Source organism: Dehalococcoidia bacterium, assembly GCA_025054935.1.
In the GTDB taxonomy this organism is placed as follows: Bacteria; Chloroflexota; Dehalococcoidia; order SpSt-223; family SpSt-223; genus JANWZD01.
Genome location: JANWZD010000003.1, coordinates 152,571 through 178,423, shown reverse-complemented (window position 1 = coordinate 178,423; position 25,853 = coordinate 152,571). Strand labels below are relative to the sequence as shown.

Genomic DNA, 25,853 nt, shown 5'->3' with positions numbered 1-25,853 from the left:
GTTTGCTAGAATCGCGCCTCGTGAGCGCCCTGAGGACGGTTCCGCGACCGGCAGTGGAGCTTTCCGCGGCCGGCCCGCGACCGCGACCGTGGCCGCGTCTTGCTGTTCCGCTCCTCATCCTGCTTGCTGCTTTTGGCCTGCGGCTCGTCCGCCTCGGCGAGCAGAACATCTGGTGGGACGAAGGGCTGGCATTCTGGGCGGTCCGCCAGAGCCTGCTCGACACCACCCTCTGGACAGCAGCCGATGTCCATCCCCCGGTCTTCTTCTGGCTCCTCTGGGCGCAGGTGCGGCTGGCGGGGGAGAGCGCCTTCGCGGGCCGGCTGGTGGATGTCTGGACCGGCACGCTGACGGTGGCGCTCGCCATTCCCGTCGGCCGGCTTCTCGGCGGCTGGCGCGTTGGGCTGATCGCGGCCCTGCTGCTGGCACTGGCGCGCTTCCCGGTCTGGTGGTCGCAAGAGCTGCGCATGTACGCCCCGGCAGCGGCCTTCACGCTTGCCGCCTCCTTCTTCGCGCTCCGCGCCGCCCGCGGCGAGCGATGGTGGGCCGGTTTCGTCGTCAGCGCCAGCCTCGCCCTTTGGACGCTCTACCTGAGCGCGGCGGTCTTGATCGCAATTAACCTGTTCGCTGGCGTCGTGGCGCTCCGCCGACTGCTCGACAAGCGCACGCGCCGCGCCGGCGCGCGCTTTGCCGTTGCGTGGGCGACCGCGCAGATCGTCGTTGCGGCACTGTTTGGTCTCTGGTTCCTCTTCGCCAGCGGGCGGATGCGCACCTGGTCAACCGCGGAGCCGATCGACCCGACCCTCTTCGCCAAACTGTACGCTGTTGTCCTGACGACGGGCGTCTCGGTGGACATCGACCGCTACTGGCCGGGCGTCGCGCTTGCGCTTGGCGCACTGGCCATTGGCGCCCTCCTTTCGCTGCTGCTCTGTCGCTCGCGCCTCGGCTGGGGGGTCGGCTGGCTGCTCCCGCTGTTTATCCTGCTCACTGTCCCGCTGGTCGTCTTCTCGGCAACGCAGCCGCGCGCGCTGTTCTACTCGCCGCGGCTCGAGGTGCGCTATTTCCTGCTCGCGGCGCCGGCGGCGGCGCTTGTGATCGCAGGCGCGCTGGCCGCGATCGGCCGACTGTGGCGCCCGGTGGGCGCCGCCGTCACCCTCGCCGCAGCGCTTGCCGCAGGCTGGTTTACCGTCGACTATCTCGACGGGCGGCGCTATCGCGACGAATTTGACTCGATGATCGCCGCGCTGCGCGCCTATGCGCGCCCCGAGGACGGCGTGGTGCTCGTCTCGGGCGACCGAGCGGTCTTGTTCACCTACTACTATCTCCCGGCTATGCCGGATGCGCCCCGCTGGTACGGTTTGCCGTATACGGTGCCGGCGACCGCGGCGAGCGCAGCAGGCGACATCGGCCCGATTGCGGAACAGCACCGTCGGATTTGGCTGGTGGCAGCGGAAGCGCACCTCCAAGACCCGGGCGGCGAAATCGCCCGCTGGCTGGAGGCGAATCGGCCGAAGGTGTATGAGCAGCCAAACGGCTACAATCGGCTTGCGCTGTTCGACCGCGCCGGCGAGCCGCCCGCGGTCGAGCGGCTCGCGCCTGCCGTGCCGCTCGACCGCGACCTCGGGGGCGGCCGTCGCCTCCTCGGCTATGACCTGCCGGCACGGCGGCTGCTGCCCGGCGATGTCGGGCATATCGCGCTCTACTGGCGCGCGGGAGACCGCTCGGCCGGCCCGCTTGCGGTTCGACTGATCGACACGGCTGGCATCCCGCTGGAAGAGTGGATTGTCGATGACGAGGGCGCCCCGAGCGGAAGCGTTCTCCGCCGCCAATTCGAGTTCGTCGCCCACCGCTATACGCCGTCAGGGACGTATCAGCTCGAGATCGAGACGCCAGCGGTGCGGCAGCGGCTTGCGACGCTCCGGATCGATCGTACCGAGCCAGCCCCTCAGCCGCCGGCAGCCGCCCGGCTCCAGACGGTCGGTGAATTTGGCGACTGGCTCCGCCTGGCCGGCGCCAGCGTCACTGCCGGCGGGCGACCGCTCGTCTCCGGCGATCAGGTGCGCCCCGGAGAGACGCTTGAGGTGACGCTCGACTGGCAGCCGCTGCGCCGCCTCGATCGTTCTTGGGTTGTCTTCACCCATCTCCGCGGAAGTGAGCTCAATCCGCTGAACGCCACGCCGCTCTGGGGCCAAGATGACGGCTACCCGCTGCGCGGAGACTTTCCGACGCATCAGTGGCGCCCGGGCACGATCGTTCGCGACACCCGCCGCTTCGTGGTGGACCCGACCGCGCCGCCCGGGCGCTACGCCATCGAGGTTGGAATGTACTGGCCAGCAACCGGCGAGCGGCTGCCAACGGCCGCGGGCGAGGGGCGGCTGGTCGTCCTCGAGGTGACGGTGCCGCAATGACAACGCCGCCCCTTGCTCCCCCGCCCGCTCTCGGTTCGGCACGCGGAGGACAGCGCAGCGCGAGGCAGGCCGCCGCAATCTTCGCCGGCGGGCTGCTGCTGGCATTGGCGCTGCGCCTCGTGCTCGCTGGCGCGGGCGGCAACGCGTGGGACCTTGACGTCTACAAATCGTGGGCGCGGATCATCGCCGAGCGCGGCGTTGTTCATGCCTACGACGGCCCGGTGATAGTGGACTATCCGCCCGTCTTTCTCTACTGGCTGGAAGCCGCTGTCCGCCTTTATCGAGCGTGGTTCTCACCCGAGTTCGACACTGGCCGAACCGCGTTCACCTATCTGATCCGGCTGCCCGGCATCGTGCTCGACCTCGCCTTGGCAGCGCTGATCTGGTGGTTTGTGCGGCGGCGCGGCGGCGAGGGATGGGGGCTGGCGGCCGCCTTCGCCTACGCCTTCAACCCGGCCGTTCTGTTCAACCTCGCTTACTGGGGAATGCCCGACTCCCCGCACGCGATCATCATCGTCGGCTCGCTCCTGCTCGCGCTTTCGCGCCGGCCCTTTCTTGCCTGGGCGCTCATCTCGGTTGGGGTGTTTACCAAGCCGCAAGCCGATATCTTCGCACCGCTGGTGGCACTGATCACGCTGCGCGAGCAGGGGCTGCGCGGATGCCTCCGCGGCGCAGCAGGGATCGTCGTCGGCGTGCTCCTCGCGACCGGACCGTTCCTCCTCGCCGGGACGGCCGACGGAATTATCAACCAGATGCTCGCGATGGCCGACTACGACCCCTTCATCTCGAACAACGCGCACAACTTCTGGTGGCTGGTCGGCTGGGGCTACGGCTGGCAGATCCGCGACACCGAGCCGTTTCTCGGCCCGCTCTCCTACCGGCTGACCGCGATCGGCCTGCTCGCTCTTTTCTTTCTCTACGCGCTCTGGCGCGCTTGGCGCACGCACGACGAGACGCGAACGCTCGAGATCGCCGCCTACCTTGGGCTGGCGCTCTTCATGGTGATGACGGTCGTCCACGAGACCCACGCCTACACCGTGCTGCCGCTGCTCTCGCTCATCTGGTGGCGGGAACGGGCGCTGCGCTGGCTCTATTTCACGCTCTCAGCCCTCTTCTTGATCAACCTAGTCCTTCATGACTCGGGGATCTACGACCAGCTCCAAGATCTCGGGCTGCACTACCGCCACCTCAGCCTGACGCTCGTCAACGCGGTCGCCTACAGTGCCCTTTTCGTCTGGTGGACGCTCCGCGTCGGCGGGGTCCGCCTCCAGACGCGGCAGCTTGCGGCAGGCGGGGCGGCCGCAGCGGTTGCCGGCATTGCCGTCTTCCTGACCAGTCCGCAGCTTGTCTCCGCCAGTTACGACCCGGCGCAGGTCGGTCGGCCAAGCGGAGCGGTCTTCGGCGATCAAATTCGCCTCGTCGGCTACCGCATGAAGCCGGAGCGCGTCCGTCCGGGCGAGGTCGTCCACTTTTCCTTTACGTGGCAGCCGCTGCGCGATCTCAACGAACATTACATGCTGTTCGTCCACCTGCTGAACCCGTCGCTCGAGAAAGGCGGTCAGCGCGACGGCCCGCCGACGCGCAATGTCTATCCGACGCGCTACTGGCGCGCCGGGGAGGCGATCCACGACGAGCGAAGCGTTCAGATCGTGCCGACCGCTCGGCCCGGGGTGTATTCTGTCGAGATCGGCTTCTACCCCGTGACCGACTTCAAGCGTCTGCCGGTCCGCACTCCGGACGGACAGACCGACACGCGCCTCATCCTCGGGCGGATCGTCGTCGTTGGTCCGTCTCCTGCCGCGCCGGCGCTCACTCTCGACCGTCCGCTGGGCGAGGCGATCCGGCTCGTTGGGGTGACGACCCGCCCCGCCCCGAGCGGCGGCGTAATCCGCCTCGCCCCTGGCGCAGCGCTCGCTCTCGACCTCGTGTGGGAAGCGAAAGCGGTCCCGCCGCTCGACTACACCGTGTTTGTGCAGCTGCTCGATGAGGGCGGCCGCGTCGCCGCGCAGCATGACGGGCAGCCCCAAGGCGGCCACTATCCGACCTCGGCTTGGGCCCCCGGCGACCGGATCGGAGAGACGGTGACGCTGAACGCGCCGCCTCCCGGCGAATATCGCCTAATTGTGGGAATGTATGACCTCGCGACCGGTGCCCGGCTCCCAGCGGGCGAGACGGACTTTGTCGAACTGCCGCCGGTGCAGGTGCGGCCGTGAAGCGCGTCGAATACCGGGTGATGTACGAGAGCGAAGATGGCTTCTGGTGGTATGTCGGCATGCGCCGGGCGACAGCGGCGCTGCTCGACCGCTATGTCGGCGCTGTCGGACGAGTGCTCGATGCCGGCTGCGGCACCGGCGCCAATCTCATCTTTCTCGCCCGCTACGGCCGGCCAGTCGGGGTCGACCTGTCGCGCGAGGCGCTGCGCTTTGCCGCCACGCGCCGGCCGGAGGCGATCGCCCGCGCCTCGGTGGGAGCGCTTCCCTTCGCCGACGAGAGCTTCGACCTCGTGACCTCGTTCGAGGTTCTCTATCATCTGGCTGTCGAGGATGACCGGCTGGCGCTGGCAGAGATGGCGCGGGTCACGCGCCGAGGCGGCTGGCTGCTGGTGCGCGTGCCCGCCTACGACTGGCTGCGCGGAGCGCACGACCGCGCTGTCCACACGCGCCACCGCTATACGGCCGGCGAGCTCCGCGCCAAGCTGCGGGAAACAGGGCTTGAGGTCGTGCGGATCAGCTATCTGAACACCACGCTCTTCCCGATGGCGGCAGCAAAGCGCGCCCTCGAATGGGCGACCGCTTCGTCGAGCGGCGAGTCCGATGTGAAACCCCTCTCGCCGATGCTCAACCAGTTGTTCGCCGCCATCTTGGCCGCCGAGGGGCAGGCGCTTCGGTGGGCAGACCTGCCGTTCGGCTTGAGCGTGCTGGCGCTCGCGCGGAAACCGTAATGCAGCGGTCGCTTGGCGAACTGGACCTTGTCGGCGAGCTGATCGTGCCCCTCGCTGCGGCGCTCGGTGGAGCGGCGATCGTCTGGCTGCTGGTGCGCCTCGCCGGCGCCCGGCTGCGCCTTGCGGTGGCTGGGCGAGCGCCCCTCCTCGCCCGCCTCGGCCTCACCTTCCTCATCGTCGCGTACATCGCTGCGATCGGCGGACTGGCGATCAGGCGCCATAACGCGCTGAAAAGCCACGCCTACGACCTCGGGATCTTCACCCAAGTGCTCTGGAACACCAGCCAAGGGCGGTTGTTCGAGAACACCGTGATGATCGAGTACTCGGGCAATCTGCTCGGCCAGCATTTTGCGCCGATCTTTCTCCTACTCGTGCCGCTCTATTGGGTGTGGCCGGATCCGCGGGCGCTTCTCCTGCTCCAGACCGTCGCGCTCGCGCTCGGCGCGGTCCCGGTCTACCTGTTTGCGCGGCGACGGACGGGGAGCCGGGGTGCCGCGCTCCTGCTCGCGGCGGCCTACCTGCTGCTGCCTGCGCTCCACTACGTCAATTTCTACGATTTCCATGAGATTGCGCTCACAACCCCGCTGCTGCTGGCAGCGATCTTCTTCTTCGACACGCGGCGGATGGTGCCGCTCGCGGGCTGCCTCGGGCTGGCGCTGCTCTGTCGCGAGGAGATCGCGATCCCGGTGATGGCGTTTGGCGTCGCGCTCCTTGCCGTCCGCCGCTGGCGGTGGGGGATTGGGCTGCTTGTCGTCGGAGCAGCCTGGCTGGCATTTACCGTCGGCTGGGCCGTGCCCTACTTCCAGAATAGCCCCGTCTACTACTTCGTCGTCCGCTACGGCAAGCTGGGCAATTCGATCCCGGAAATTCTGCTGACGATCGTCACTCGGCCGCTCTGGGTGCTCGACTATCTCTGGACCGTTCCGCGGCTGGAATATCTCGTCCGGCTGTTCGCGCCGGTCGGCTTGCTCGGACCGCTTGGGCTGCCGATCTTTGCGCTGTCGCTCCCGATTTTCGGCTACCTTCTCCTCTCCGACTATCGCGAACAGTACGACATCGTCAACCAGTACAGCGCGCCGCTGATCCCGTTCATCATGGGCGGGACGATCGTCGCACTCGGCTGGCTGATGCGGCGGCGACCGTTCGCGAGCCTCGCCGGCCGCTACGCCCTCGCCAGCTACGTGCTGATCGCGGCGGCGACGAGCAGCATCACCTTCGGCCCGACGCCGATCGGCCGCCGGCATGACCCAGAGCAGTTTGCCATCACCGAGCGGCTGCGCTACGCTGAAGAGGCGTTTCGGCGCATCCCGCCTGACGCCTCGGTCTCAGCGCAGTCTGACCTTGTTCCTCATCTTGCCCACCGCCGCCAGATCTACGTCTTCCCCAATATCCATGACGCCGAGTATGTCGTCCTCGACAACTTCGCCGACTACTGGCCGCTCAGCGCGGCAGACTTCGGCCGCGCGCTCGACGAGATGTGGAACAACCCGCTTTATGAGCTGCTCTGGCAGGACGGCGGCTACGGCATCTTCAAGCGCAAGCCAGTCCCGCCGATCCAACAGCCGCTGACGGTCGGCTTTGCGGCGGGCGGCCGCCCCCAGATTGAGCTCGTCGGCTACGACCTGCCGAAAACGATCCTCCAGCCGGGAGAGCGCGTGACAGTCGGCCTCTACTGGCGGATGGTGACACCGATCGAAGTGCGCCGCGTCCGCTTTCGGTCGACAACCTCGCTCCAGCTGTGGACCTCTGACGGCCGCGCCATCGCCCAAGTGGATAAAGAGCCGTGGGACGGCCTGCTGACGAACGACCGCATCGCCCAAGGGGTCATTCACTACGACCGCTATTTCCTCACCGTGCCCGCCGACGCGGCGCCGGGGCGCTACACCCTCGTCACAGCGGTCTACAGCTACTACAGCAAGCGCCCGTGGACCGTCTTCGACGAGGCGGGCAACTCGACCGGCCGGTTCTCAGCGCCGATCGCGACCGTCGAGGTAGCCGAGTGACAGCCATCGAGACTGCCTCCTCCGCAACGACAGCGGGTCCCCCGAGGGTATCGCCCGCCCAGCCCGCGTGGCGCCCCAGCCGCGCCTTCGTCGGGCTGCTCGCGCTCTTCGTCGCGTTCCGACTGGCAGCCCTCCTCTCGTGGCGGCCCGGCGGCTATGTCGTCGACTGGTCGGAGCGCTACTTTTTCGGCTTCTGGCTGCGCTACGTCGACGCCGGCTATCTGCCCTTCGTCGACTTTTGGATGGAGTACCCGCCCCTGCTCCCCTACTTCGGAATTGCGGCGCACTGGCTGGCAGGATGGCTCCCGCCGTGGCGCGACCCGCAGCTCTGGTTTTCGCTCACGACCGGACTGCCGCTGCTGGCGGTCGAAGCGCTGACCCTGCTCCTCCTCTTCCAGATCGGGCGCCGCCTCTGGGGGGACCTCGCCGCGCTGCTCGGAGCGGCAATCTGGGCGTCGCTGCTGGCACCGCTCTACTTCTTCCTCTCCGGGTTTGACGGGCCGGCCGTGCTGGCGATCCTCGCGACCCTCTGGCTCGCGCTGCCCGGCGCGCGCCGGCCGCTCCTGCGAGCCGCGCTCGCAGGCGTCATCCTCGGCCTTGGAGCGCAGTACAAAGTGCTGCCCCTCGCCGTCGCGCCGGCGGCGCTGGCCGCCTTCTGGTCAGCAGGGCGCGCGGCCGCCCTGCTCTTCGGCGCGACTCTCGGCCTTACCATGCTCGCCGTGGCGCTTCCGTTCTTCCTTGCCAATCCCGAGATGACGCTCGCCTCCTACGCCAGCATTGTCACCCGCTCTTCCTGGGAGACGATCTACGCGCTGATCGACGGCTATTACGGCGGCGGCCTCGTCGCCCCGGTCGAGCAGCGGTTTGACCCGACGGTCGCCTATCAGGCGCAGCATCCGGCACGCTTTCCGTGGACTGTCGTCACGCTCGCTGCCGGAGCGATCATCGGGCTCGCCGTCACCCGGCGCCACGATTGGCGCCAGCCCCTCACCGTGGTCGCGCTCGGGGCGTTTAGCCTCCTCGTCGTGCTGCTCGCCTCGAAGGGCTGGAGCGCGCAGTTCGTCGTCTACCCGCTGGCGCTGATTGCGTTGCTGTGGCCATCGCTGCGCGGGACAGTCTCCGCGCTGCTCCTCTCGGCGGTCAACCTCCTCGAATGGCCGTTCTGGCTGGCGATGCTCGGCGAGAATGCCGCGATCCTGACCTTCCTCGTCCTGTTCCGGACCGCGCTGCTGGCGGCGCTCGCCGCCGAATGCTGGGGGCTGCTTCGACCGCTCGTGATCCCGACAGGAATGCGCCGGGCGGCGGCGGTCGGGGCGACCGGCGTGCTGCTTGCCGGAACGGTGGGCATGGCGTGGGCGTATTACGACGACGCCTTTCACTCCCATCCCTACCGGCCGCTGATGGAGACGCTTCAGGCCGAGGGCGGAATGGTGCTGCTGACTGACCCCGTCCTTTACACCGCAATCCGTCCCTTCCTCGGGCTCCGCCAGGCGGTCCACCTGCTCGACGTCAGCAGCGCGGCCCCCGACTGGACGACCCGCTCCGCTCACCTCCTCGCTGAAGGCGGACGCAGCGGGCCGGTCGCCCTCGTCTTCTCCGGGACAGACGAAGACCGGGCGCGGAACGCGGCCGTCGAGCGCTGGCTAGCGGCGCGCCTCTTTCCCGCCGGCGAGACATGGCTGGAAAATGCGCGCATCGCCCGCTTTGTCGCTGCCGGGCCGCTCGACCCTGTGCCGGGAGCGGCATTCGGCGGCGGCGTGACGCTGGAGCGCGCCGAGGTGGGACGAGCCCCCCGCGCCGGCGAAGTCATCCCGGTCGCCCTCGTCTGGAGCGCGAGCGGTCCCTTGCCGCCGTATTCGGTCTTCCTTCATGCCTACGACGCCGCGGGGCAGCTGGTCGCCCAGCGCGACGGCCCGCCCGCCGGCGGAACGCGGCCGACGACGGAATGGCAGCCGGGCGAAACGGTCGTCGACCGGCGCGCGCTCGTTCTTCCTGCCGGGGAGTTCCGCCTGCGCGCCGGGCTGTACGACGCCAGCGGAGCACGCCTGCCGCTCGCCGGCGGCGGTGATGCCGCCGACCTCGGCGTCGTGCGGGTGCGGCCATGATCCTATCTCCGTCCCAGCGGCGCGCCGGCTGGGCGATCCTTGTGCTCGCCTTCGTCGGGCTGCGGATCGCTATCCCAGCGGTGCTGCGGCCGGTCGGCTACATCGCGGACTGGAACGACTACTACTTTTTCGAAGGCTGGGCCCGCTTCACCGATGTCGGCCGCTACCCCTACCTCGACTTCTGGATGGAACATCCGCCGCTCTTTCCGTGGCTCGTTGTCGTCGCCTATCGGCTGTCGGCGCTCATCCCCCTGTGGGACACCCCGCATTTCGGGTTCAGCGTCGTCTTCGGGACAATCTTGCTGCTGTTCGAGGTCGGCAACCTGCTGCTTCTCGGCTGGATCGCGAGCCGAGTTGGCTGGCCGGACCGCGGTCTGCTCGCCGCCTGGATCTGGGCGCTCCTTTTTCCGCCTGTCTTCTTCTGGGCGGCGGGCTTCGAAAGTTATCCCCTGTTCTTCCTGCTGCTCGCGCTGGCGCTGCTCCTGCGCGCCTTCGACGGCGCGGCGAGACGCTGGGCCGCACTTGCCGGCGCGGCAGCGGGGGTTGGGATCATGGTGAAGCTGATCCCGGGCCTTGCGGTTCCCGTCGGCGCGGTCGCCCTCTGGCGAAGCGGACGGCGCGGAGCGGCCAGCCTGCTCTGCGTGGCAGCAGCGGCGACGGCGGCGCTGATCGCGGCGCCGTTCGTCGTGGCCAACCCGGTAATGGCGCGCGCCTCGGCGGAGAGCCTGCTCGCGCGCGGCAGCTGGGAGACCGTCTGGGCGCTTGCCGACGGCTATTACAGCGGCGGCGCAGTCGCCCGGCCGGAGATGCGGCTCGACCCCGCGACCGCCACCCAGACTGAACGGCCGACACGCATCCCGATGCTGCCCGTGCTCGGCATCGCAGCGCTGGTCGGCGGCGGGATCGTGCTTCGGGTCCGCCGCTGGGAGGCGCAAACCGTTGTCGCGGCGACAGGCCTCGCCCTCGTGCTCTTCTTCCTCGCCTCGAAAGGTTACAGCCCGCAATTTCTCGTCTATCTCCTCGCCCCGCTCGTCCTCCTCTGGCCGGACGGACGCGGCCTCGGCTACGCCTTGGTTCTCTCCACGATCAACCTCGTCGAATATCCGCTGGCGCTGCTGCTCTTCGCCGACCAGCCGGCGGTGCTCGTCACGACGGTGCTGGCGCGCACGGGAGTGCTCCTTATCCTCGCGGTCGACCTCGCCGCGGCGCTCTGGCAGCGGCGTTCGCCGTTCACTCCCCGGCTCGCTGTTCCGGCGGGCCTCGCTCTCGGCGCGCTCCTTGCCGCCGTCACGCTTTCCGCGACCGCAACCTACGCCGCAACGCGCCTGCCAAGCGAGTCGGCGCGCGAGGCGGTGGAAGCGCTTCGAGCGGGCAGCGGGACGGCAATGTTCAGCGACCGCGGGCTGTACGACCGGCTGACGCCGCTGCTGCGGGGCCGCCTCGAGACGCGGCTTGTTGTCGCCGACCGACCGCCGCGGCTCCCCGCGGGCGAGGTCTGGGAGGTGTATATCGACAGCGAGGAAGGGCGGCGGGTCGGCCCATCGCTCACCGCCGCGCTCGCCCGCGACCGGTTTGCCGTCGAGACGCGGATCGAGTCGGGGCTGCGGCTCACCCGCTGGATGCCGCTGCCGCTGCCCCCGAGCCGGCGTCTCGACGCTGACCTCGGACAAGCACGGCTTGCTGCCGTGGCGCTGCCGGAGCGCGCGGCAGCGGGAACACTGCTGCCGGTCCGGCTCGACTGGGAGGCGACGGCGCCGTTCGCTGCAGACTACACTGTCTACCTCCACCTGCTCGACCGCGACGGCCGGCTGGTCGCCCAGCGCGACGCGCCGCCCGCCGCCGGCAGTCGGCCGACCTCGTCGTGGCGGGCCGGGGAGACCGTTGTCGACCGCCAAACCGTGCTGCTGCCTCCTGACCTTCCTGCCGGCGATTTCCGCCTGCGCGCCGGTCTCTATGACCCGCGGACAGGAGAGCGTCTGCGCGGCGCGGCAGGCGACGGCGTCGATCTCGGAACGGTTCGGGTGACGCGCTCATGACTGCTCCTCGTCCCGCGCGCTCCCTTCGCCCGCGGCTCTCGTGGCGCCGGCAACTGCCGCTGCTGCTGCTCGCGGTGATGGTCGTCGCTTTCGTGGTCTTTTTCGCCGCGCTCTCGGTCCACCGCCACCTCACCTTCGGCACCGCCGGCAACGACCTCGGCAACATGGACCAAGCGGTCTGGAACACCAGCCAAGGGCGGTGGTTCGAGTCGACGAACTGGCGCGGCGGAACGAACCGGCTCGGCGCGCACGTCGAGCCGATCCTGATCCCGATTGCTGCCCTCTACTGGATTGCGCCGACGCCGCTGACGCTGCTCGTCCTCCAAGCGGCAGTCGTCGGGCTGGGCGCGATCCCGCTCTTCTGGCTGGCAAGGCGGCGGCTCGGCTCGGGCTGGGCAGCACTTCCGTTCGCGGGGGCATACTTGATGTTCCCGGCGCTCCAAGCGGCGGTGCTGTATGAGTTCCACCCGCTCACCCTGACCGCGCCGTTCTTCGCCCTCGCTGTTGCCGGACTGCTGGAGCGCAAGACGGCGCTGTTCGTCGCCGGCACCGTGCTCGCAGTCGCCTGCAAGGAAGATATGCCGCTCGTGGCGATCGGCATGGGGCTGTATGCCATCGTCTTTCAGCGGCGCTGGTGGCTGGGCGGCGCGACCGTCGCGCTCGCCACCCTCTGGTTTCTCTTCGTCAACCTTTTGGTCATCCCGTCGTTCAACCCGAGCGGCGCGTCGCCCTATCTGCCGCGCTATCGCGACCTCGGAAGCTCGGTGCCGGAGATCATCTTCACGATGATCTTCCAGCCCTGGCGCGCCCTCCCCTTGGTCGCCGACGGTGACCCAGCCGGTTATCTGCTCGCCCTGCTGCTGCCGGTCGCCTTCCTCGCGCTGCTCGCGCCAGAGGTCGCGCTCCTAGGCTTGCCGCCGCTGGCAGAAAACCTCGTCTCAAACAGCCCGCTGCAGAAACTCCCCGAGATCAACCACTATCCTGCGCCCATCGTGCCCTTCATGGTTGCGGCCGCGATCGTCGGAGCAGCGCGGCTCGTTCGCTGGGGCGCTCGGTTCGGCTGGCGCAGCCCGGCGCTGGTTGGCGTGGCGGCGCTCACGCTCCTCTTCACGCTTGGCTACAGCCGGGTGCGCGGGTTTACGCCGCTCGCTTGGGATTTCGAGGTGAAGCCGGCGGTTCCGCACTACGAGGTCGCGCGGCGGATCCTCCGTCTCGTGCCGCCGGACGCCTCGGTGAGCGCAACGCCGCAGCTGAACCCCCACCTGACCCAGCGGCGGCAGGTCGTCGTCTACCCGCGCAATCTCGACTCTGATGTGGTTATCCTCGACACGTGGCCGGGCAATGTGCCGATGGTCGTGGAAGACCAGTATCAGACGGTGCGTCAGCTGCTGAGGAGCGGCTACGGGCTGGTGGCAGCGGAGGACGGCATCCTGCTGCTCCAGCGCGGAGCGCCGAACGCGGCGACGATCGAAGACAGCTACCGCAACCAGCTCCGGGAGGCCCCGCCCGCCGAGCGCGCTGTCGTCCGGTTCGGCGCGAGCCTGATCCTCGAGGGCTACACGCTTGTCCCCGAGCCGCCGTCGACGCCGTACCTCGTCTTGGCGCTGCGCGCCGGGCCGCAGCCCAACGACCGCGACCGCCTGTTCCTCGTCGTCACCGAAGGAGAGGGGCCGCCTTCAGCGCGCGACGAGACCTGGCAGCTGCCCGGACCGACCTTTCTGCCGCCGACGTTCTGGGGAACGAGCGCCTTCCAAGCGATGACGCCGACCTTCGGCCGCTGGCGGCGTCCCGGCCGGTTTACCGTCTCCCTTGTCGCGACAAATGGCGGCAGCCCCTGGGATATCGGCAGTCGGCTGCCCGCCCAGCTTGGGGAGAGTGACCGCGAACTGACCGTGCGCGACGGCATAGTGCGCCTCGCGGTGCTCCACGCAGACGGCCGAGCGGTGCACGACGTAACGCCGCGGCCGCTGCGCGAACTGCCGGCATCTGCCCGTCGTCTCGACACGCCCGTTGGGGGCGGGGTTCAGCTTGCGGGGATCTCGCCGCTTCCCGCAGAGCTGACCGCTGGCGGCGAATTGACGCTCGACCTTTACTGGCGTGCCGACCAGCGGCTAGAGCGCGACTACGTCGTCTTCCTGCATCTCGTTGGTCCGGAGGGGCAGCTCGTCTCACAGCGCGACGGGCCACCGGCCTCCGGCCTCCGGCCGACAACAAGCTGGCAGGCGCGGGAGATCATTGCCGACCGGCGCACACTCCCGCTGCCGCGCGACCTTCCTCCGGGCGATTATCAGCTTCTTGCCGGGCTGTACGACGCGCACAGCGGTGAACGGCTTGGCCCGCCCGGAGCGGATGCCGCTCTCGCCGGCGCTCTGCGCCTCAGACGCTGACCGACGCCGCAAGGAAATCGCTCCGCGAGCGGCGGGGCCGGCGGAGGAGAGCGCTAGGTGCGCCGTCGATGCGCCACGCGCGTGTCCGCCCGTCGCGGGCCGGGGGCGCCGGGGAGATAGACCCGCTTCGCCGGCGGCTGGACGACAGGCGCGTACAGCGGCCGGCCGCAATTCAGGCATTCCGGCCCGTCCTCGCTGCGGAGTATCGTGCCGCCGCAATGGGCGCAAACCACTCGGGCCATCTTTCACCTCAAGGACAGTAACGCTGCCCCGAAGCGTACCGAGCGGACGTAATGAGGGGATGATCGTCCCGTTCGCAGTCGGTTAACATGATGCAGGTCGCCGCGACAGCACAGCGCTGGCTCGCGGCAGCGGAGGAAACAATGGGCAACTGTCCGGTGCCATTTCTGCTCGCCTTTTTTGCGCCGTTTGTCCTCGGGCTGTTCCGCACTGCCGGCCGAAAGCCGAGCAGCGCCGGGATCACGCCGCTGAAGCGGACGCCCGGGCGCTATCTTCCCAAGCAGCGCGTCAGCGAGCAGGAGCCCCTCTCGGCGCAGTAGCGCTTCCGCGCGCTCGCGGCAGGACCATAGCAGCGCGTCAGCGGTCGCGCGCCGTCCCCCCGCCTCCGCGGCGCTCGCCGTGGCCATCAAACGAGAGTGACCCGAGCGCCGCCTCTTTTCGCTCGCCAGGAGCGTCACACCGAGCAGGGGCTTGCGCTGCGCCTCGCGGCTAGCCGAGGTCTTCCGCTTCTTCCCCCGCCTTGACGATGCTCCCCTCAGTGAAGAGGATCCGCTGCAGCATCGCCCGCCAAGCAGGCTTGCGGCGGAGCAGAAATTCCAGTTCCATGCCGAAGTGCTTGAATTCCTCATGCTGCGCGTCAGCCATGATCGCGCGCGCGACGGGATCCTGTTCGACAGCAATCCGCTGCTCGTACCAGCTGATCGCCTCAGCTTCTTCGATCAGCGACGCGATCATCCGCGTGAATGTCCGCGCCTCTGCCGGCAGCTCCTGCGGCGGCTCGTGATACCGGTCGAACCTCATGCATTCGCTCCCTCAGGGAAGTGAACCTCAGTCTAGCCCAAGCGCGAGGTCGGGCGCTCCGAGCGCCGCAGAGGCAGGAGAAAGCGCGGTCCCCGCCCGGCTTGCTGTCGGCGCGACCGTGAGGCAACTGCCCCGACGGGAGGCACGCAGCAGACGGCCGTGAGGGAGATCAGAGAAGAGACGGCCGTTATGAAGAAGCTGGGTGGCCAAGGAACGAGAAAGGCAAGTGTCAAGCCGGTCCAGACACTTCCCACGGCAAAGAGGAGCGAAAGCGCGATCGCGCGGCCGGGACAAGCAGTCAGCCGCTGCGCAGTCGCGGCTGGGGTGACGAGCAGCGCGAAGATGAGGAGGACGCCCACCACCTGCACGGCTGTCGAAACGGTGAGCGCAAGCAGAACGAAAAAGCCGACCCCCAAGAAGCGGACCGGCACGCCGCGCGTCTCTGCAACGTCAGGCGCGATGGAGGCGAACAACAGCGGACGATAGGCGATGCCGAGCGCGAGGAGGCACCCTGCCCCGAGCAGCGCGGTGATCCCCACCGCCTCGGGCGAGATCGCGAGCAGATCGCCGAACAGGATGCTTGTGGCGTGGCCGGCGAGTTTGGTCGTCTGGCTGAGGAAGAGATAGCCGAGACCGGTGGTGAAGGCGAGCACGGTGCCGATAGCGACATCGCGGCCGCGCAGCCGCTCGCCGAGGAAGCCGATCCCAACCGCGGCGGCCACCGTAAAAAGAACCATGCCCGCAACGAGGTTCGTCCCCAGCCAGACCGCGCCGGTCGCGCCGCTGAACCCGATGTGAGCGAGCGCATGCGCCGCAAACGAGAGTTGGCGCAGCACGACGAAATAGCCGACTTTCCAGCCGTCACCGCTGTGAAGAATGACGTGGGCGCTCTGGTAGGCGCGGGCAGCAGCGGCATCCGCCTAGTAGTCGTGAGGATCGATATCAGCGCCGCTGATGACGTTGAATACGCGGACGCAAGCGCCGCCAAGCTGCAAGGCGAGGCTGCCGTACTGGTTTGCCGTCGCCACGACATTCAGCGGCGCCGCCGGACAGTCAGGCCCGGCGCCCGGCATTCCGACCGCCGCCGCGCCGGGCTGGGTCGGCGCGGCGCAGCTGACCGCGCCTATCACCCCGACGAGGAGAAGACATCCAGAGAGCAGACGAGCGTTCATCAGCCACCACTCCATTTCTCGATAATGATATTCAGTATCATTCTCGCTGTCGAGATGGAGCGCCGGCAGGGCGGGCTGAGCGACGTGGCCACGCCGCCCTTGAGAACGATTGCCAAAGCGGTCGCCGTTCGTGTACAGTTATTGGCGAACGGCTGAGACGGAGAGGAGTAATCGAGCCGCCTCGGAAAGCGAGCCCGGTGTGGTGGAAGCGGGTGCGAGGCGCTCGGTGAACGTCGCTCCTGAGCTGCCGCCCGAACGGCATCTGCCCAGTAGACGCGGCCGGCTCGTCCCCCGTTAGCGGGACGCGAAGCGCGTGCGCTTCGGGAGAGTGGCCCACGCTGGTGGGCAAGTAGGGTGGTACCGCGGGACTGGAACGTCTCGTCCCTTGCCGGACGAGACGTTTTTGATTCTGAGCTCAATGGCGAGCTCTCCGACCGGCAATGACTGCCGAAGCTGAAGGGCGCAAGCGGCGCCCAAAAAAGGAGGCGAGCCATGCGATTGAGCGGTGCGCAAATCATTATGGAAGCCCTGGTGCGCGAGGGCGTGACGACGATCTTCGGGTATCCAGGCGGTGCGGTCCTGCCGATCTACCACGTCATGCCCGACTATCCTCAACTGCGCCATATTCTCGTCCGCCACGAGCAGTGCGCAGCTCACATGGCCGACGGCTACGCCCGCGTGAAGGGCGACGTCGGCGTCTGCATCGGCACCTCAGGCCCTGGAGCGACCAACCTCGTGACCGGGCTGTGCAATGCGCAGATGGACTCAGTGCCGATGATCGCGATCACGGGCCAAGTCGCTCGGCATTTCATCGGCCGCGACGCCTTCCAAGAGTGCGATATCACCGGCGTCACGCTGCCGATTGTCAAGCACAACTATCTGGTGCGCTCGGCAGCAGAGCTGGCGCCGATCTTCGCCGAAGCGTTCTACCTCGCTCGCAGCGGCCGGCCGGGCGTCGTTCATATCGATATCCCGAAAGATGTTCAGCTCGAACTGGCCGAGTTTCAGTATCCCACGAGCGTTTCGCTCCCTTGGTACGAGCCGCAGCTGGAAGGCGACCCTGAAGCGGTCAAGCGGGCCGCAAAACTGATCAACGAAGCGAAGCGTCCTGTCATCATCGCCGGCCATGGCGTCATCCTCTCACGCGCCTACGCCGAGCTGCGCGAGTTGGCAGAAAAGGCCCAAATTCCGGTGGTCAATACGCTGCTCGGCATTTCGAGCTTTCCCGGCACCCATCCCCTCTTCCTCGGCATGATGGGAATGCACGGCATGGCCTGGGTGAACTACGGGATGGGCGAGGCCGACGTCATTATCGGAATCGGCCAGCGATGGGACGACCGGGCGCTGGGCCGCTTCGTTGACTTCGCGCCGCAGGCGAAGCTGATCCATATCGACATCGACCCGAGCGAAGTCAATAAAAATGTCAAGATCACTGCTCCTATCACGGGCGACGCGAAGCGGGTCCTCCGCCAGCTCCTCCCTCTCATTCAGCCGGCGCAGCACCCCGAGTGGCTGGCGCGGCTCGATGAATTGAAGCGAGAGCATCCCTCGCTCGAGATCCCGAACACGGGTCGGCTGATGCCGCAGCACGTTGCGCGCGCGCTCTACGAGGTGACAAACGGCGAAGCCTATATCGCCACAGGGGTCGGCCAGCACCAGATGTGGCAGGCGCAGTTCTTCTGGTATGACCACCCGAACCGGCTGATCACCTCGGGCGGGCTGGGGACGATGGGCTTCGCTCTGCCCGCCGCGATGGGCGCTAAGCTGGCGGAGCCGGACGCGATGGTCTGGGCGGTCGAAGGGGATGGCGGTTTCCAGATGACGCTCCAAGAACTGGCGACCTGTGTCCAAGAGAACATCCCGGTCAAGATTGCGATCGTGGACAACGGCTATCTCGGCATGGTGCGCCAGTGGCAAGAGCTGTTCCACGACAATCGCTATTCGCAGGTGGCCATGATCGGCCCCGACTACGTCAAGCTCGCGGAGGCGTACGGCATCCCCGGCTTCCGCACCGACCGGGTCGATGAGGTCGAGGATGTGCTGCGCGCCGCGATGGCGCACGACGGCCCAGCGCTCGTGCACTTCCTCGTCGAAGCAGAAGAAAACTGCTACCCGATGGTGCCTCCTGGCGCGGCGCTCTCCGAAACGATCAAAGACCCGCGCCTTGAGCGCTCGCTCGCTCGCGTCTAACGACCCGTGCTCCGCCCTGTGCGGCCTGCTTCGGATTGTCGGAGCAGGCCGCTTTTTGTGCCACAGCGCGGCTGCGCTCGCGCGCGAGCAGAACCGCCCCAGCGGCTACTTCGGCAGCTCAGAGACAGGCGCGTCGGCCCTTCCTGCCGGCAGCACCTCGCGAAGATACGGCTGCCGCAGGTGGACCGGCTCCTCCACGCGCTTGCGTCCAGCGCGGAGATTGAGGATCTCGACGAACACCGAGAAGGCGATTGCGAAGTAGATATAGCCTTTCGGGATATGGAAGTGCAGCCCTTCGGCAACGAGGCTCATCCCTATCAGCAGGAGAAAGGCGAGCGCCAGCATCTTCACGGTAGGATGCCGATTGACAAAGCGGCTGACCGCATCAGCCGAAATGAGCATGATCGCCACCGCGATGACGACTGCGGCGACCATAACGGCGATCTCGTTCGCCATCCCGACCGCCGTGATTACGGAGTCGAGGGAGAAGACGATATCGAGCAGCATGATCTGGACGATCACGCCGGCGAATGAGGCGGCCATCGCAGCGCGCCCATGTTCACCAGGGCCTTCGAGCCGTTCATGAATTTCGAATGTCGCCTTCGCGAGCAGAAAGAGCCCCCCGCCGATCAGGATCAGGTCCCGGCCGGAGACTGGATGGCTCAGCACCGAGAACAGCGGCGCGGTCAGCCCTATGACCCACGAGAGCGAGAGCAACAGCGCGATACGCATGCCGAGGGCTGCCCCGAGGCCAAGCCGTCGGGCGGTCGCCTGCTGGTGAGGCGGCAGCTTGCTGACCAGAATAGAGATGAAGATGATGTTGTCGATGCCGAGAACGACTTCCAATGCCGTCAGCGTGACGAGGGCGATCCAGCTGTCCGGATTGACGATCCAGTCCACGTTTCAGCGTCTCCAGAGTAGGCGTCCGCGGGACGATACCGCGCCTCGGGCACCCGGCGCTATGCAAGAACCGACCGGATTCGCTCCACGATCGCCGCGGGCGTGGCGGCGGGCGGGAGGTCGGCGAGGAGCGCCTCTCCCCGGTGCGCTGCAAGCCAGCGGCGGACGATGATCCCTCCGCGATGCGCCGCTTCATCTGGTAGGACGTCGGCGAGCGCCTCCGCAGAGAGCGCGGCGAGCGGGCCGTGCCAGCGGAGCATGCCGTCAACGACAACGTAGGCGCGCTCCGGCGCGGCGGCGGGGAGGAGAACCGCCACATTCGCCGGAGGGGAAGAGCAGTCGCGGCGCTCGCCATTCGAGCGAGCCAGCAGCATCCGGAAGAGGCCGCGCAGCCAGTCGCTTTCGGCGCGGTCGCCGCGCGCCGCTGCGGCAGCAAGACGTGCCTGCAGTTCGCGAAGAGCCACGCCGACCTCTCCGGAAAGATACTGCGCCGCCGCCGTGACGAGGCGAGCGTAGGCATCCGCCGGAACCGTTCCGGTGCAGGGGCCGAGGCAGCGTCCCTGCTCCAGCAGCCGACAGGGCGGGCGCGGCTTCGTCCGGCGCGGGACGCCGATCTTGCGCGCACAGGTCCGTAAGCGAAAGATGCTCGCCGCCAGCCGCGCCGCGCGCTCGGCGTGCGCCGCGCTGGGGTAGGGGCCGAAGCGGGCGGGGCCCGGCTCGGCAACGCGCCGCAGCCGCGGGAACGGCTCGTGGAGCGCCGCCTCGACCCACACCCGGCCCGGCACAACGCGGCGCTGGGTGTTGAAGCGCGGCCGAGCTGCCGCGATCAGCTCCATCTCACGCAGAGCGGCGGCGAGGTCGTCGGGCATCGCTTCCCACTCGATTGCGGCGGTCAGGAGGCGAAGCCCGCTGAGATCCCGCTCCCGGTCGACCGGCTGCGTCAGATACGAGAGCACGCGGCGGCGAAGCCGCTTCGCCTTCCCCACGTATAAGAGCTCGCCGCCGCCACCTCGGAAGCAGTAGACGCCAGGAGCGTCCGGCATCGCGCGGGCCATCTCCAGCAGCCGGTCAGGGCTGCGGCGCGGCGCGACTGCCGCGAGCCGCAAGGCAAGCTGGGCGACCAGCACAGCGTCGGCGGCCCCGCGATGCCGGCGTCCGAGAGGAATGCCAAGCCGTGCCGCGACGCGGGCGAGCGCCGGCTTCTCCTCGCCCGTCAGCGCAGCGGCAGCGAGGAGCAGGTCATGCGCGCGATTGGTGAAGAGCGGACGCCCTGCTGCTTGGCACTGCGCGTTCAGAAAGCGCAGGGTCCAGCCGGCATCCCAGGCGACAAGGGCGGCGCCGCCGACAAACTCGGCGAGACGTTCGAGCGCCACGCCGAGCGGCAGCGCGTCGTCGACAGCTGTCGGGTCAACGCCGAGCCGCCCGGCGAGCCAGTCCGGAAGCCGGCGCGGCGGCAGAACGAGCGCATGGAAGCAGGGTCCCGGCTGCCCATCGACGATCCGGCACGCCGCGATCTGCACGAGCGCCGCCCGTGCCGGATCCTGGCCGGTCGTCTCGATCGCGACCGCGACCGTGCCCTCGTCGGCCGCTCCTTCCCCGAGCCGCCAGCCGGCATCGGGAAGAGGCGTCCGAACAAATCGCGGCGCGTCGAGCACGCGCAGGAGCAGTTGCTGCCATGCCGGCCCGCTGCCGCCGAAGAGGGCGCGCGTTAAGGCATCGTCGGAGAGCCACCCCCCAGCGGAGCGCAGCAGCTGTTCAGCCCGGTCTCGGATCGCATCCATGACGGGAAGATTGTAGGATGCGTCCGATGACCGACGAGCACCCCTCGCCCAGCGCGGCGACTGCCGACGTCGCCTCCGGCCGCATCGCGACGCCAACGACGCCGCCGGAGCGGAGCGGCCGCGAGGTCGCGCGCGCCATCGCTTTGGCAGCGGGCGGCGCCGGCTGCTTCATGCTCGTCCACACCGCGACCTTCCCAACCCTGCCGATCTATCTCTCGCTGCGCGGGGCAAGCGACGCCGACATCGCCCTCATCATTGGCATGATCGGCATCGTCTCGATCGCGTTCCGTCCTCTCACTGGCTGGCTGATCGATGCGTGGGGGCGCCGCCAGATGATGGCGACCGCCCTGCTCTCTGTCGCCGGCGTCGCCGCAGGCTACGGCTTTGCTGCCCAGCTGTTCCAGCTCGGGCTCTTCCGCGCCGTGCAAGGAATGAACGTCGGCGTGATGAACGCTGCCGTCACCACCTACGTCTCGGACATCGCGCCGGGGCGCCGTCGCGCTGAGTTTCTTGGCTACTTGAACGCGGTCCAGACGACCGCCACCTCGATCGGCCCGACGCTCGGCTTCGCGATCCTGCTCTGGTCGGCGCCCAATCCTATGTCGTCGCTCGCCTTCTGGTGGCCCGACCTCGCAGCGTTCGGCGGCTACAACTTCGCGGCGCTCTTTCTGTTCCTGCTGCTGACCGCCGCCGTCGGAGCGCTCCTGACTCTCCTCGCGCCAGCGCCGCCGCGACACGGCGGGTGGCAGCCGCTTCGCTGGCACCGCCTAGTCTACCGCAAGGCGCTGGCGCCGATGCTGCTGATGGTTGGGCTGACCGTGCCGTTCGCCAGCGTCCTCACGTACCTGCCGTTCTCCGCTCCAAGCAAAGGGCTGAGCAACGTCGGGCTCTATTTCACGTGCCAAGCGCTCGGGGCGCTCGCTGCCGGCCTGACCCTCGGGCGCCTCGCCGACCGGCTTGGCCGACGGCCGGTCGTTACGGCGGGAATGATCGGCGCGAGCGCAGGGATGGGACTGCTCGCGGTTGCGCCGAATGCCGCCGTCCTCCTCCTCGCCGGCGTGCTCTCCGGCTTCTCTCAAGCAGGGGCACGGAACGGCATCGCTGCTTGGACGGCCGACCAGGCGCCCGCCCACGAGCGCGGCGCCGCGCTGAGCACCTCGTCGATGGGGTTCGACATCGGCGTCTCGGCGGGCTCGTTCGTTCTCGCCGCCATCGTTCCGGCCTTCGGCATCACCGCCGGCTGGTATGCTGCGGCCAGCGTTCCCCTGGTCGGCGCGCTCGTCGCCGGCGCCGTCCTGGAAGACCGGCGGCCGCGCTAACGCGCCGCTTCGGCGTCGATCGCCCGCAGCACGTTGACCATCTCGATCGCGGCAAGCGCAGCCTCATAGCCTTTGTTGCCGACATGACCGCCGGCGCGGGCGAGCGCTTGGTCGAGCGTGTCGACCGTCAGCACGCCGAAGATAATCGGCCGGCCGCTGTCGAGCGCCACCCGACCGATGCCCGTGGCGGCGCCGCCCGCCACGTAGTCGAAATGGGCGGTTTCGCCGCGGATGACGGCGCCGAGACAGATCACCGCGTCGTAGCGCTCAGTACGCGCGAGCCGGTCGGCAGCGAGGGGGAGCTCAAATGAGCCGGGCACCCACGCAATGTCGATGTCGTCGGGGTTGACGCCGTGACGTTCCAAGCCCTCGCGCGCCCCGGCGAGCAGCGCTTTCGTCACCAACTCGTTGTAGCGCGCGACCGCGATCGCGATCCGCAGGCCAGCGCCATCGGGACCGCCAGAGAAGACTGCGCCCACGCTGGCCTCCTACATAATGTGCTGCAGTTTTTCCTTCTTCGTCTTGAGATACCGCTCGTTGTACGGATTCGCCGCGACGAGAAGCGGCGTTCGGTCGACAATGCGCAGGTTGAACCCTTCGATGCCAGCGACCTTCCGCGGGTTGTTCGTCAAGAGGTTGATATCGCGCACGCCGAGGTCGGCGAGGATCGAGGCGCCGATCCCGTAATCGCGTAGGTCCGGGGCAAACCCCAGCTGCAGATTTGCCTCCACGGTGTCAAGCCCGCGGTCCTGCAGGGCATACGCCTGCATCTTGTTATGGAGACCGATCCCGCGTCCTTCTTGGCCGCGGAGGTAGATTGCGACGCCCCGACCGGCTGCCTCGATCAGGCGGAGCGCCAGCTGCCACTGCTCGCCGCAGTCGCAGCGGAGCGACCCGAAGACATCCCCCGTCAAGCATTCAGAGTGAACGCGAACCAGCACCGGCTCCGGTGTCGTGATATCGCCTTTCACGAGGGCGACATGATGCTCGCCGTCAAGAATGCTCTCGTACGTGATCGCCCGGAAGGTGCCGTATTGGGTCGGCATTTGGACTTCGTCGGCGACGCGGCGAACGAGCTTCTCATACTGGCGGCGGTAGCGGATCAGCTGGGCGACGGAGATGATCTTCAACCCATGGCGTTCGGCGAACAGTTCGAGATCGGGCATGCGCGCCATCTCGCCGTCGTCGCGCATGATCTCGCAGATGACCGCCGCCGGATACAGCCCAGCGAGGATGGCGAGGTCGATCGACGCCTCAGTCTGTCCGGCGCGCCGGAGCACCCCGCCCTCGGCGTAGCGCAGCGGCTGGACATGGCCGGGCCGAGCGAGGTCTTCCGGCCGGGTCATCGGGTCGATCAGGGTGCGGATCGTCGTCGCGCGGTCGGCGGCCGAAATGCCCGTGGTCACGCCGCGCTTCGCCTCGACGGTCACGGTGAAGGCGGTCCCAAAGCGAGACGAGTTGTCGGTGACCATCAGCGGGATCTTCAGTTCGTCGAGCCGTTCCCCCTTCATCGGCACGCAGATCAGTCCGCGGCCGTAGGTAGCCATGAAGTTGATCGCGTTTTTGTCGCAAAACTGGGCCGCGATGCAGAGATCGCCCTCGTTCTCGCGGTCCTCATCATCGACGATGATGACAAACTTGCCGCGACGGTATTCTTCGATCGCCTCTTGAATCGTTGCGAGCGGCACGCTGCGCTCCCCTCCGACTCTAGACACCGGCCGCAGACGGCAAGCTGCCGATGCGCTCTGCAACGAACCGCTCGACGTACTTGCCGACGATATCAACCTCGACATTCACCCGGTCGCCGGGCCGACGAACGCCGAGCGTCGTGACTGCCCGCGTGTGCGGGATGAGCGCGATTGTAAACCAGTCGGCGCCTGTTTCAACGACCGTAAGCGACACGCCATCTAAGGCGATAAACCCTTTATTGACAATATAGCGCGAAATGGCGGGCGCCACACCGAAACGCGCTACTACCTCGTTCCCGCGGGGGGTCAGCGCTTCAAGCGCGGCAGTGCCATCGACATGGCCTTGGACGAAGTGTCCGCCGATCCGGCCATCGGCGCGCAGCGACCGCTCAAGGTTGACCGGGTCGCCAACCGAGCAGTCGCCGAGGTTGGTTCGTCCCCAGGTTTCCGGCACGACCTCGACACGAAACCAGTCCGCGCCGAAGGCGACGACAGTGAGACAAGCGCCGTTGACGGCAATACTGTCGCCGACCCGCATGTCCTCGAGGACTGTGCTGGCACGGATGACGAGGGAATCCTCCGTCCGCGCCCTGACGGTACCAAGCTCTTCGACGATCCCGCTAAACATCGGCAGTCTCCCGCCCGGCGATCCAGCCTGACACTAGGATATCACTCCCAAGCCGCTCGACTGTCGGGTTGACGAGCCGCCACCCCGCTCCGACGCTTTCCACGCCGCGTCCGCCAACCGCCGGTACAGCATCAACCCCGCCGAGAATGACGGGCGCGAGATAGGCATACTGGAAATCGACGAGACCGAGTTCGTAGGCCGAACCAAGCAGGGCGCCGCCCCCTTCGAGAAGCACTTCCAGCATCCCCCGCCGTCCCAGTTCGTCGATGAGGGCGCGGAGATCGACTTTGCCCTGCCAGTCGGGAAGCGCCAGCAGTTCGGCGCCCGCTGCACGCAAGGCCGCGGCCCGCTCCGGGGGAGCATCGGCACGGTGGGCAACGACCGTCGCGCCGGGCTGCCGCAGCAGGGCAGCCGTGGGAGGAAGGCGCAGGTGACTGTCGACAACGACGCGCAGCGGCTGATGCCCATCGTCGGGAAAGCGACCGCCGGGCCGCGCGGTCAGCTGCGGGTCGTCGGCAAGGGCGGTGCCGATGCCGATGACGATCGCATCGAGCATGGCGCGCACGTTGTGCGCATGGGCGCGGGACGCTTCGCTGCTAATCCACTCGTGTCGACCGGGACGAGCAGCGATCTTGCCGTCGAGGCTGGCCGCGAACTTCGCCGCGACGAAAGGACGGCCTGTGCGGATCCAGACGCGAAACCCGCGGATCTCCTCGCGCGCCTCGGCGGCGCGCCGACCGAGCCGCACCTCGACCCCGGCCGCGCGCAGGGTCGCCACTCCCTGGCCGGAAACCCGCGGGTTCGGATCGAGGATGCTCGCTTCGACCGCGGCGATCCCCGCCGCCACGATCGCGTCGGTGCAGGGAGGCGTGCGCCCGTGATGACAGCACGGTTCGAGCGTGACAAAGAGGGTGGCCCCCCGAGCGCGTTCCCCCGCCTCGCGAAGAGCAATAACCTCAGCGTGAGCTGAGCCGGCAGGCTGGGTCCAGCCGCGCCCTACGATCGTCCCGTCGCGGACAACGACGGCGCCGACTGGCGGGTTGGGACTGCTGCGACCGCGAGCGCGCCGAGCGAGCCGGAGCGCCTCTCCCATCAGCTCGTCTGCTCGCTCAGTCATCACTCGCTCACCCGTCTGGCAGCCGCCCTCGTGAGGGCAGCAATGGCATGTGGATGTGAGCGCTCAGGCGCGCGAGAGCACACGTATCCCTGCGGCGAATAGGACCACTGGTCGATCGCGGAGGAGGAAGGTCGCCACAT

Annotated in this window: 20 protein-coding genes; 11 read left to right on the top strand and 9 right to left on the bottom strand. The window is 68.2% G+C overall.

What is annotated here, in order from left to right:
* The first annotated feature begins 20 nt into the window (after positions 1–20).
* The 8 genes from NZ773_05605 (at position 21) to NZ773_05570 (ending at position 14,437) form a co-directional block, all read left to right on the top strand.
* Complete coding sequence (locus NZ773_05605) at positions 21–2,405, top strand: glycosyltransferase family 39 protein (protein ID MCS6801400.1); 2,385 nt, start codon at positions 21–23, stop codon at positions 2,403–2,405.
* Positions 2,402–4,618, top strand: coding sequence for a hypothetical protein (locus NZ773_05600; GenBank protein MCS6801399.1), 2,217 nt, complete (start codon positions 2,402–2,404; stop codon positions 4,616–4,618). Before NZ773_05605 ends, NZ773_05600 begins: the two co-directional genes overlap by 4 nt.
* Positions 4,615–5,346 (top strand): class I SAM-dependent methyltransferase, encoded by a 732-nt coding sequence (locus NZ773_05595; protein ID MCS6801398.1) that lies wholly within the window; start codon positions 4,615–4,617, stop codon positions 5,344–5,346. The genes NZ773_05600 and NZ773_05595 overlap by 4 nt, the downstream gene beginning before the upstream one ends.
* Positions 5,346–7,349, top strand: coding sequence for a DUF2079 domain-containing protein (locus tag NZ773_05590; GenBank protein ID MCS6801397.1), 2,004 nt, complete (start codon positions 5,346–5,348; stop codon positions 7,347–7,349). The genes NZ773_05595 and NZ773_05590 overlap by 1 nt, the downstream gene beginning before the upstream one ends.
* Positions 7,346–9,454 carry a hypothetical protein gene (locus NZ773_05585; protein ID MCS6801396.1) on the top strand — a complete coding sequence of 703 codons (2,109 nt, stop codon included), beginning with the start codon at positions 7,346–7,348 and terminating at the stop codon, positions 9,452–9,454. Before NZ773_05590 ends, NZ773_05585 begins: the two co-directional genes overlap by 4 nt.
* Complete coding sequence (locus NZ773_05580) at positions 9,451–11,490, top strand: DUF4832 domain-containing protein (protein ID MCS6801395.1); 2,040 nt, start codon at positions 9,451–9,453, stop codon at positions 11,488–11,490. Before NZ773_05585 ends, NZ773_05580 begins: the two co-directional genes overlap by 4 nt.
* The gene (locus NZ773_05575; protein MCS6801394.1) at positions 11,487–13,877 is read left to right on the top strand and encodes a DUF2079 domain-containing protein; all 2,391 of its coding nucleotides are present in this window, start codon (positions 11,487–11,489) and stop codon (positions 13,875–13,877) included. The genes NZ773_05580 and NZ773_05575 overlap by 4 nt, the downstream gene beginning before the upstream one ends.
* A 329-nt stretch (positions 13,878–14,206) precedes the next feature.
* The gene (locus NZ773_05570; protein MCS6801393.1) at positions 14,207–14,437 is read left to right on the top strand and encodes a hypothetical protein; all 231 of its coding nucleotides are present in this window, start codon (positions 14,207–14,209) and stop codon (positions 14,435–14,437) included.
* A 169-nt stretch (positions 14,438–14,606) separates the two neighbouring features.
* Here the strand turns inward: NZ773_05570 and NZ773_05565 are convergent, their stop codons facing one another.
* The 3 genes from NZ773_05565 to NZ773_05555 are packed head-to-tail and all read right to left on the bottom strand — an operon-like array spanning position 14,607 to position 16,105.
* Positions 14,607–14,918 carry a hypothetical protein gene (locus NZ773_05565; GenBank protein MCS6801392.1) on the bottom strand — a complete coding sequence of 104 codons (312 nt, stop codon included), beginning with the start codon at positions 14,916–14,918 and terminating at the stop codon, positions 14,607–14,609.
* A 32-nt stretch (positions 14,919–14,950) separates the two neighbouring features.
* The gene (locus NZ773_05560) at positions 14,951–15,796 is read right to left on the bottom strand and encodes a metal ABC transporter permease (GenBank protein ID MCS6801391.1); all 846 of its coding nucleotides are present in this window, start codon (positions 15,794–15,796) and stop codon (positions 14,951–14,953) included.
* Positions 15,797–15,838: 42 nt separating this feature from the next.
* On the bottom strand, positions 15,839–16,105 hold the full coding sequence (locus tag NZ773_05555) for a hypothetical protein (protein MCS6801390.1): 267 nt from the start codon (positions 16,103–16,105) through the stop codon (positions 15,839–15,841).
* 9 nt (positions 16,106–16,114) lie between these two features.
* On the opposite strand from NZ773_05555, the gene NZ773_05550 reads away from it, so the two are divergent.
* Both NZ773_05550 and ilvB read left to right on the top strand, forming a co-directional pair.
* The gene (locus tag NZ773_05550) at positions 16,115–16,246 is read left to right on the top strand and encodes a hypothetical protein (GenBank protein MCS6801389.1); all 132 of its coding nucleotides are present in this window, start codon (positions 16,115–16,117) and stop codon (positions 16,244–16,246) included.
* Positions 16,247–16,582: 336 nt separating this feature from the next.
* On the top strand, positions 16,583–18,280 hold the full coding sequence (ilvB, locus tag NZ773_05545; protein MCS6801388.1) for a biosynthetic-type acetolactate synthase large subunit: 1,698 nt from the start codon (positions 16,583–16,585) through the stop codon (positions 18,278–18,280).
* A 105-nt stretch (positions 18,281–18,385) separates the two neighbouring features.
* Here the strand turns inward: ilvB and NZ773_05540 are convergent, their stop codons facing one another.
* Both NZ773_05540 and NZ773_05535 read right to left on the bottom strand, forming a co-directional pair.
* Positions 18,386–19,180 carry a TerC family protein gene (locus NZ773_05540; protein ID MCS6801387.1) on the bottom strand — a complete coding sequence of 265 codons (795 nt, stop codon included), beginning with the start codon at positions 19,178–19,180 and terminating at the stop codon, positions 18,386–18,388.
* Positions 19,181–19,239: 59 nt separating this feature from the next.
* Complete coding sequence (locus NZ773_05535; GenBank protein ID MCS6801386.1) at positions 19,240–20,961, bottom strand: hypothetical protein; 1,722 nt, start codon at positions 20,959–20,961, stop codon at positions 19,240–19,242.
* Positions 20,962–20,987: 26 nt separating this feature from the next.
* Here NZ773_05535 and NZ773_05530 point away from each other — a divergent pair, with 26 nt between their 5' ends.
* Entirely contained in the window at positions 20,988–22,280 is a 1,293-nt protein-coding gene (locus NZ773_05530; GenBank protein ID MCS6801385.1) for an MFS transporter, read from the top strand.
* On the opposite strand, the gene ribH is transcribed toward NZ773_05530, so the two are convergent.
* Genes ribH through ribD form a run of 4 tightly spaced genes read right to left on the bottom strand, consistent with a single transcriptional unit; the run spans position 22,277 to position 25,713 of the window.
* Positions 22,277–22,759: a 6,7-dimethyl-8-ribityllumazine synthase gene (ribH, locus tag NZ773_05525; GenBank protein MCS6801384.1), complete on the bottom strand. Its 483-nt coding sequence runs from the start codon at positions 22,757–22,759 to the stop codon at positions 22,277–22,279. The genes NZ773_05530 and ribH overlap by 4 nt on opposite strands.
* A 9-nt stretch (positions 22,760–22,768) precedes the next feature.
* Entirely contained in the window at positions 22,769–23,968 is a 1,200-nt protein-coding gene (locus tag NZ773_05520; GenBank protein ID MCS6801383.1) for a bifunctional 3,4-dihydroxy-2-butanone-4-phosphate synthase/GTP cyclohydrolase II, read from the bottom strand.
* 19 nt (positions 23,969–23,987) lie between these two features.
* Positions 23,988–24,596: a riboflavin synthase gene (locus NZ773_05515; protein ID MCS6801382.1), complete on the bottom strand. Its 609-nt coding sequence runs from the start codon at positions 24,594–24,596 to the stop codon at positions 23,988–23,990.
* Positions 24,589–25,713, bottom strand: coding sequence for a bifunctional diaminohydroxyphosphoribosylaminopyrimidine deaminase/5-amino-6-(5-phosphoribosylamino)uracil reductase RibD (gene ribD, locus NZ773_05510; protein ID MCS6801381.1), 1,125 nt, complete (start codon positions 25,711–25,713; stop codon positions 24,589–24,591). The genes NZ773_05515 and ribD overlap by 8 nt, the downstream gene beginning before the upstream one ends.
* Positions 25,714–25,853 lie beyond the last annotated feature (140 nt).

Excerpts from the sequence above, each read along its gene's own strand:
- NZ773_05535 (MCS6801386.1), bottom strand. The coding sequence starts at position 20,961 with ATGGATGCGATCCGAGACCGGGCTGAACAGCTGCTGCGCTCCGCTGGG.
- ilvB (MCS6801388.1), top strand. The coding sequence starts at position 16,583 with ATGCGATTGAGCGGTGCGCAAATCATTATGGAAGCCCTGGTGCGCGAG.
- NZ773_05590 (MCS6801397.1), top strand. The coding sequence starts at position 5,346 with ATGCAGCGGTCGCTTGGCGAACTGGACCTTGTCGGCGAGCTGATCGTG.
- NZ773_05550 (MCS6801389.1), top strand. The coding sequence starts at position 16,115 with ATGATATTCAGTATCATTCTCGCTGTCGAGATGGAGCGCCGGCAGGGC.
- NZ773_05580 (MCS6801395.1), top strand. The coding sequence starts at position 9,451 with ATGATCCTATCTCCGTCCCAGCGGCGCGCCGGCTGGGCGATCCTTGTG.
- NZ773_05565 (MCS6801392.1), bottom strand. The coding sequence starts at position 14,918 with ATGAGGTTCGACCGGTATCACGAGCCGCCGCAGGAGCTGCCGGCAGAG.
- NZ773_05570 (MCS6801393.1), top strand. The coding sequence starts at position 14,207 with ATGATGCAGGTCGCCGCGACAGCACAGCGCTGGCTCGCGGCAGCGGAG.
- NZ773_05600 (MCS6801399.1), top strand. The coding sequence starts at position 2,402 with ATGACAACGCCGCCCCTTGCTCCCCCGCCCGCTCTCGGTTCGGCACGC.
- NZ773_05575 (MCS6801394.1), top strand. The coding sequence starts at position 11,487 with ATGACTGCTCCTCGTCCCGCGCGCTCCCTTCGCCCGCGGCTCTCGTGG.
- NZ773_05555 (MCS6801390.1), bottom strand. The coding sequence starts at position 16,105 with ATGGAGTGGTGGCTGATGAACGCTCGTCTGCTCTCTGGATGTCTTCTC.
- ribD (MCS6801381.1), bottom strand. The coding sequence starts at position 25,713 with ATGACTGAGCGAGCAGACGAGCTGATGGGAGAGGCGCTCCGGCTCGCT.
- NZ773_05515 (MCS6801382.1), bottom strand. The coding sequence starts at position 24,596 with ATGTTTAGCGGGATCGTCGAAGAGCTTGGTACCGTCAGGGCGCGGACG.
- NZ773_05530 (MCS6801385.1), top strand. The coding sequence starts at position 20,988 with ATGACCGACGAGCACCCCTCGCCCAGCGCGGCGACTGCCGACGTCGCC.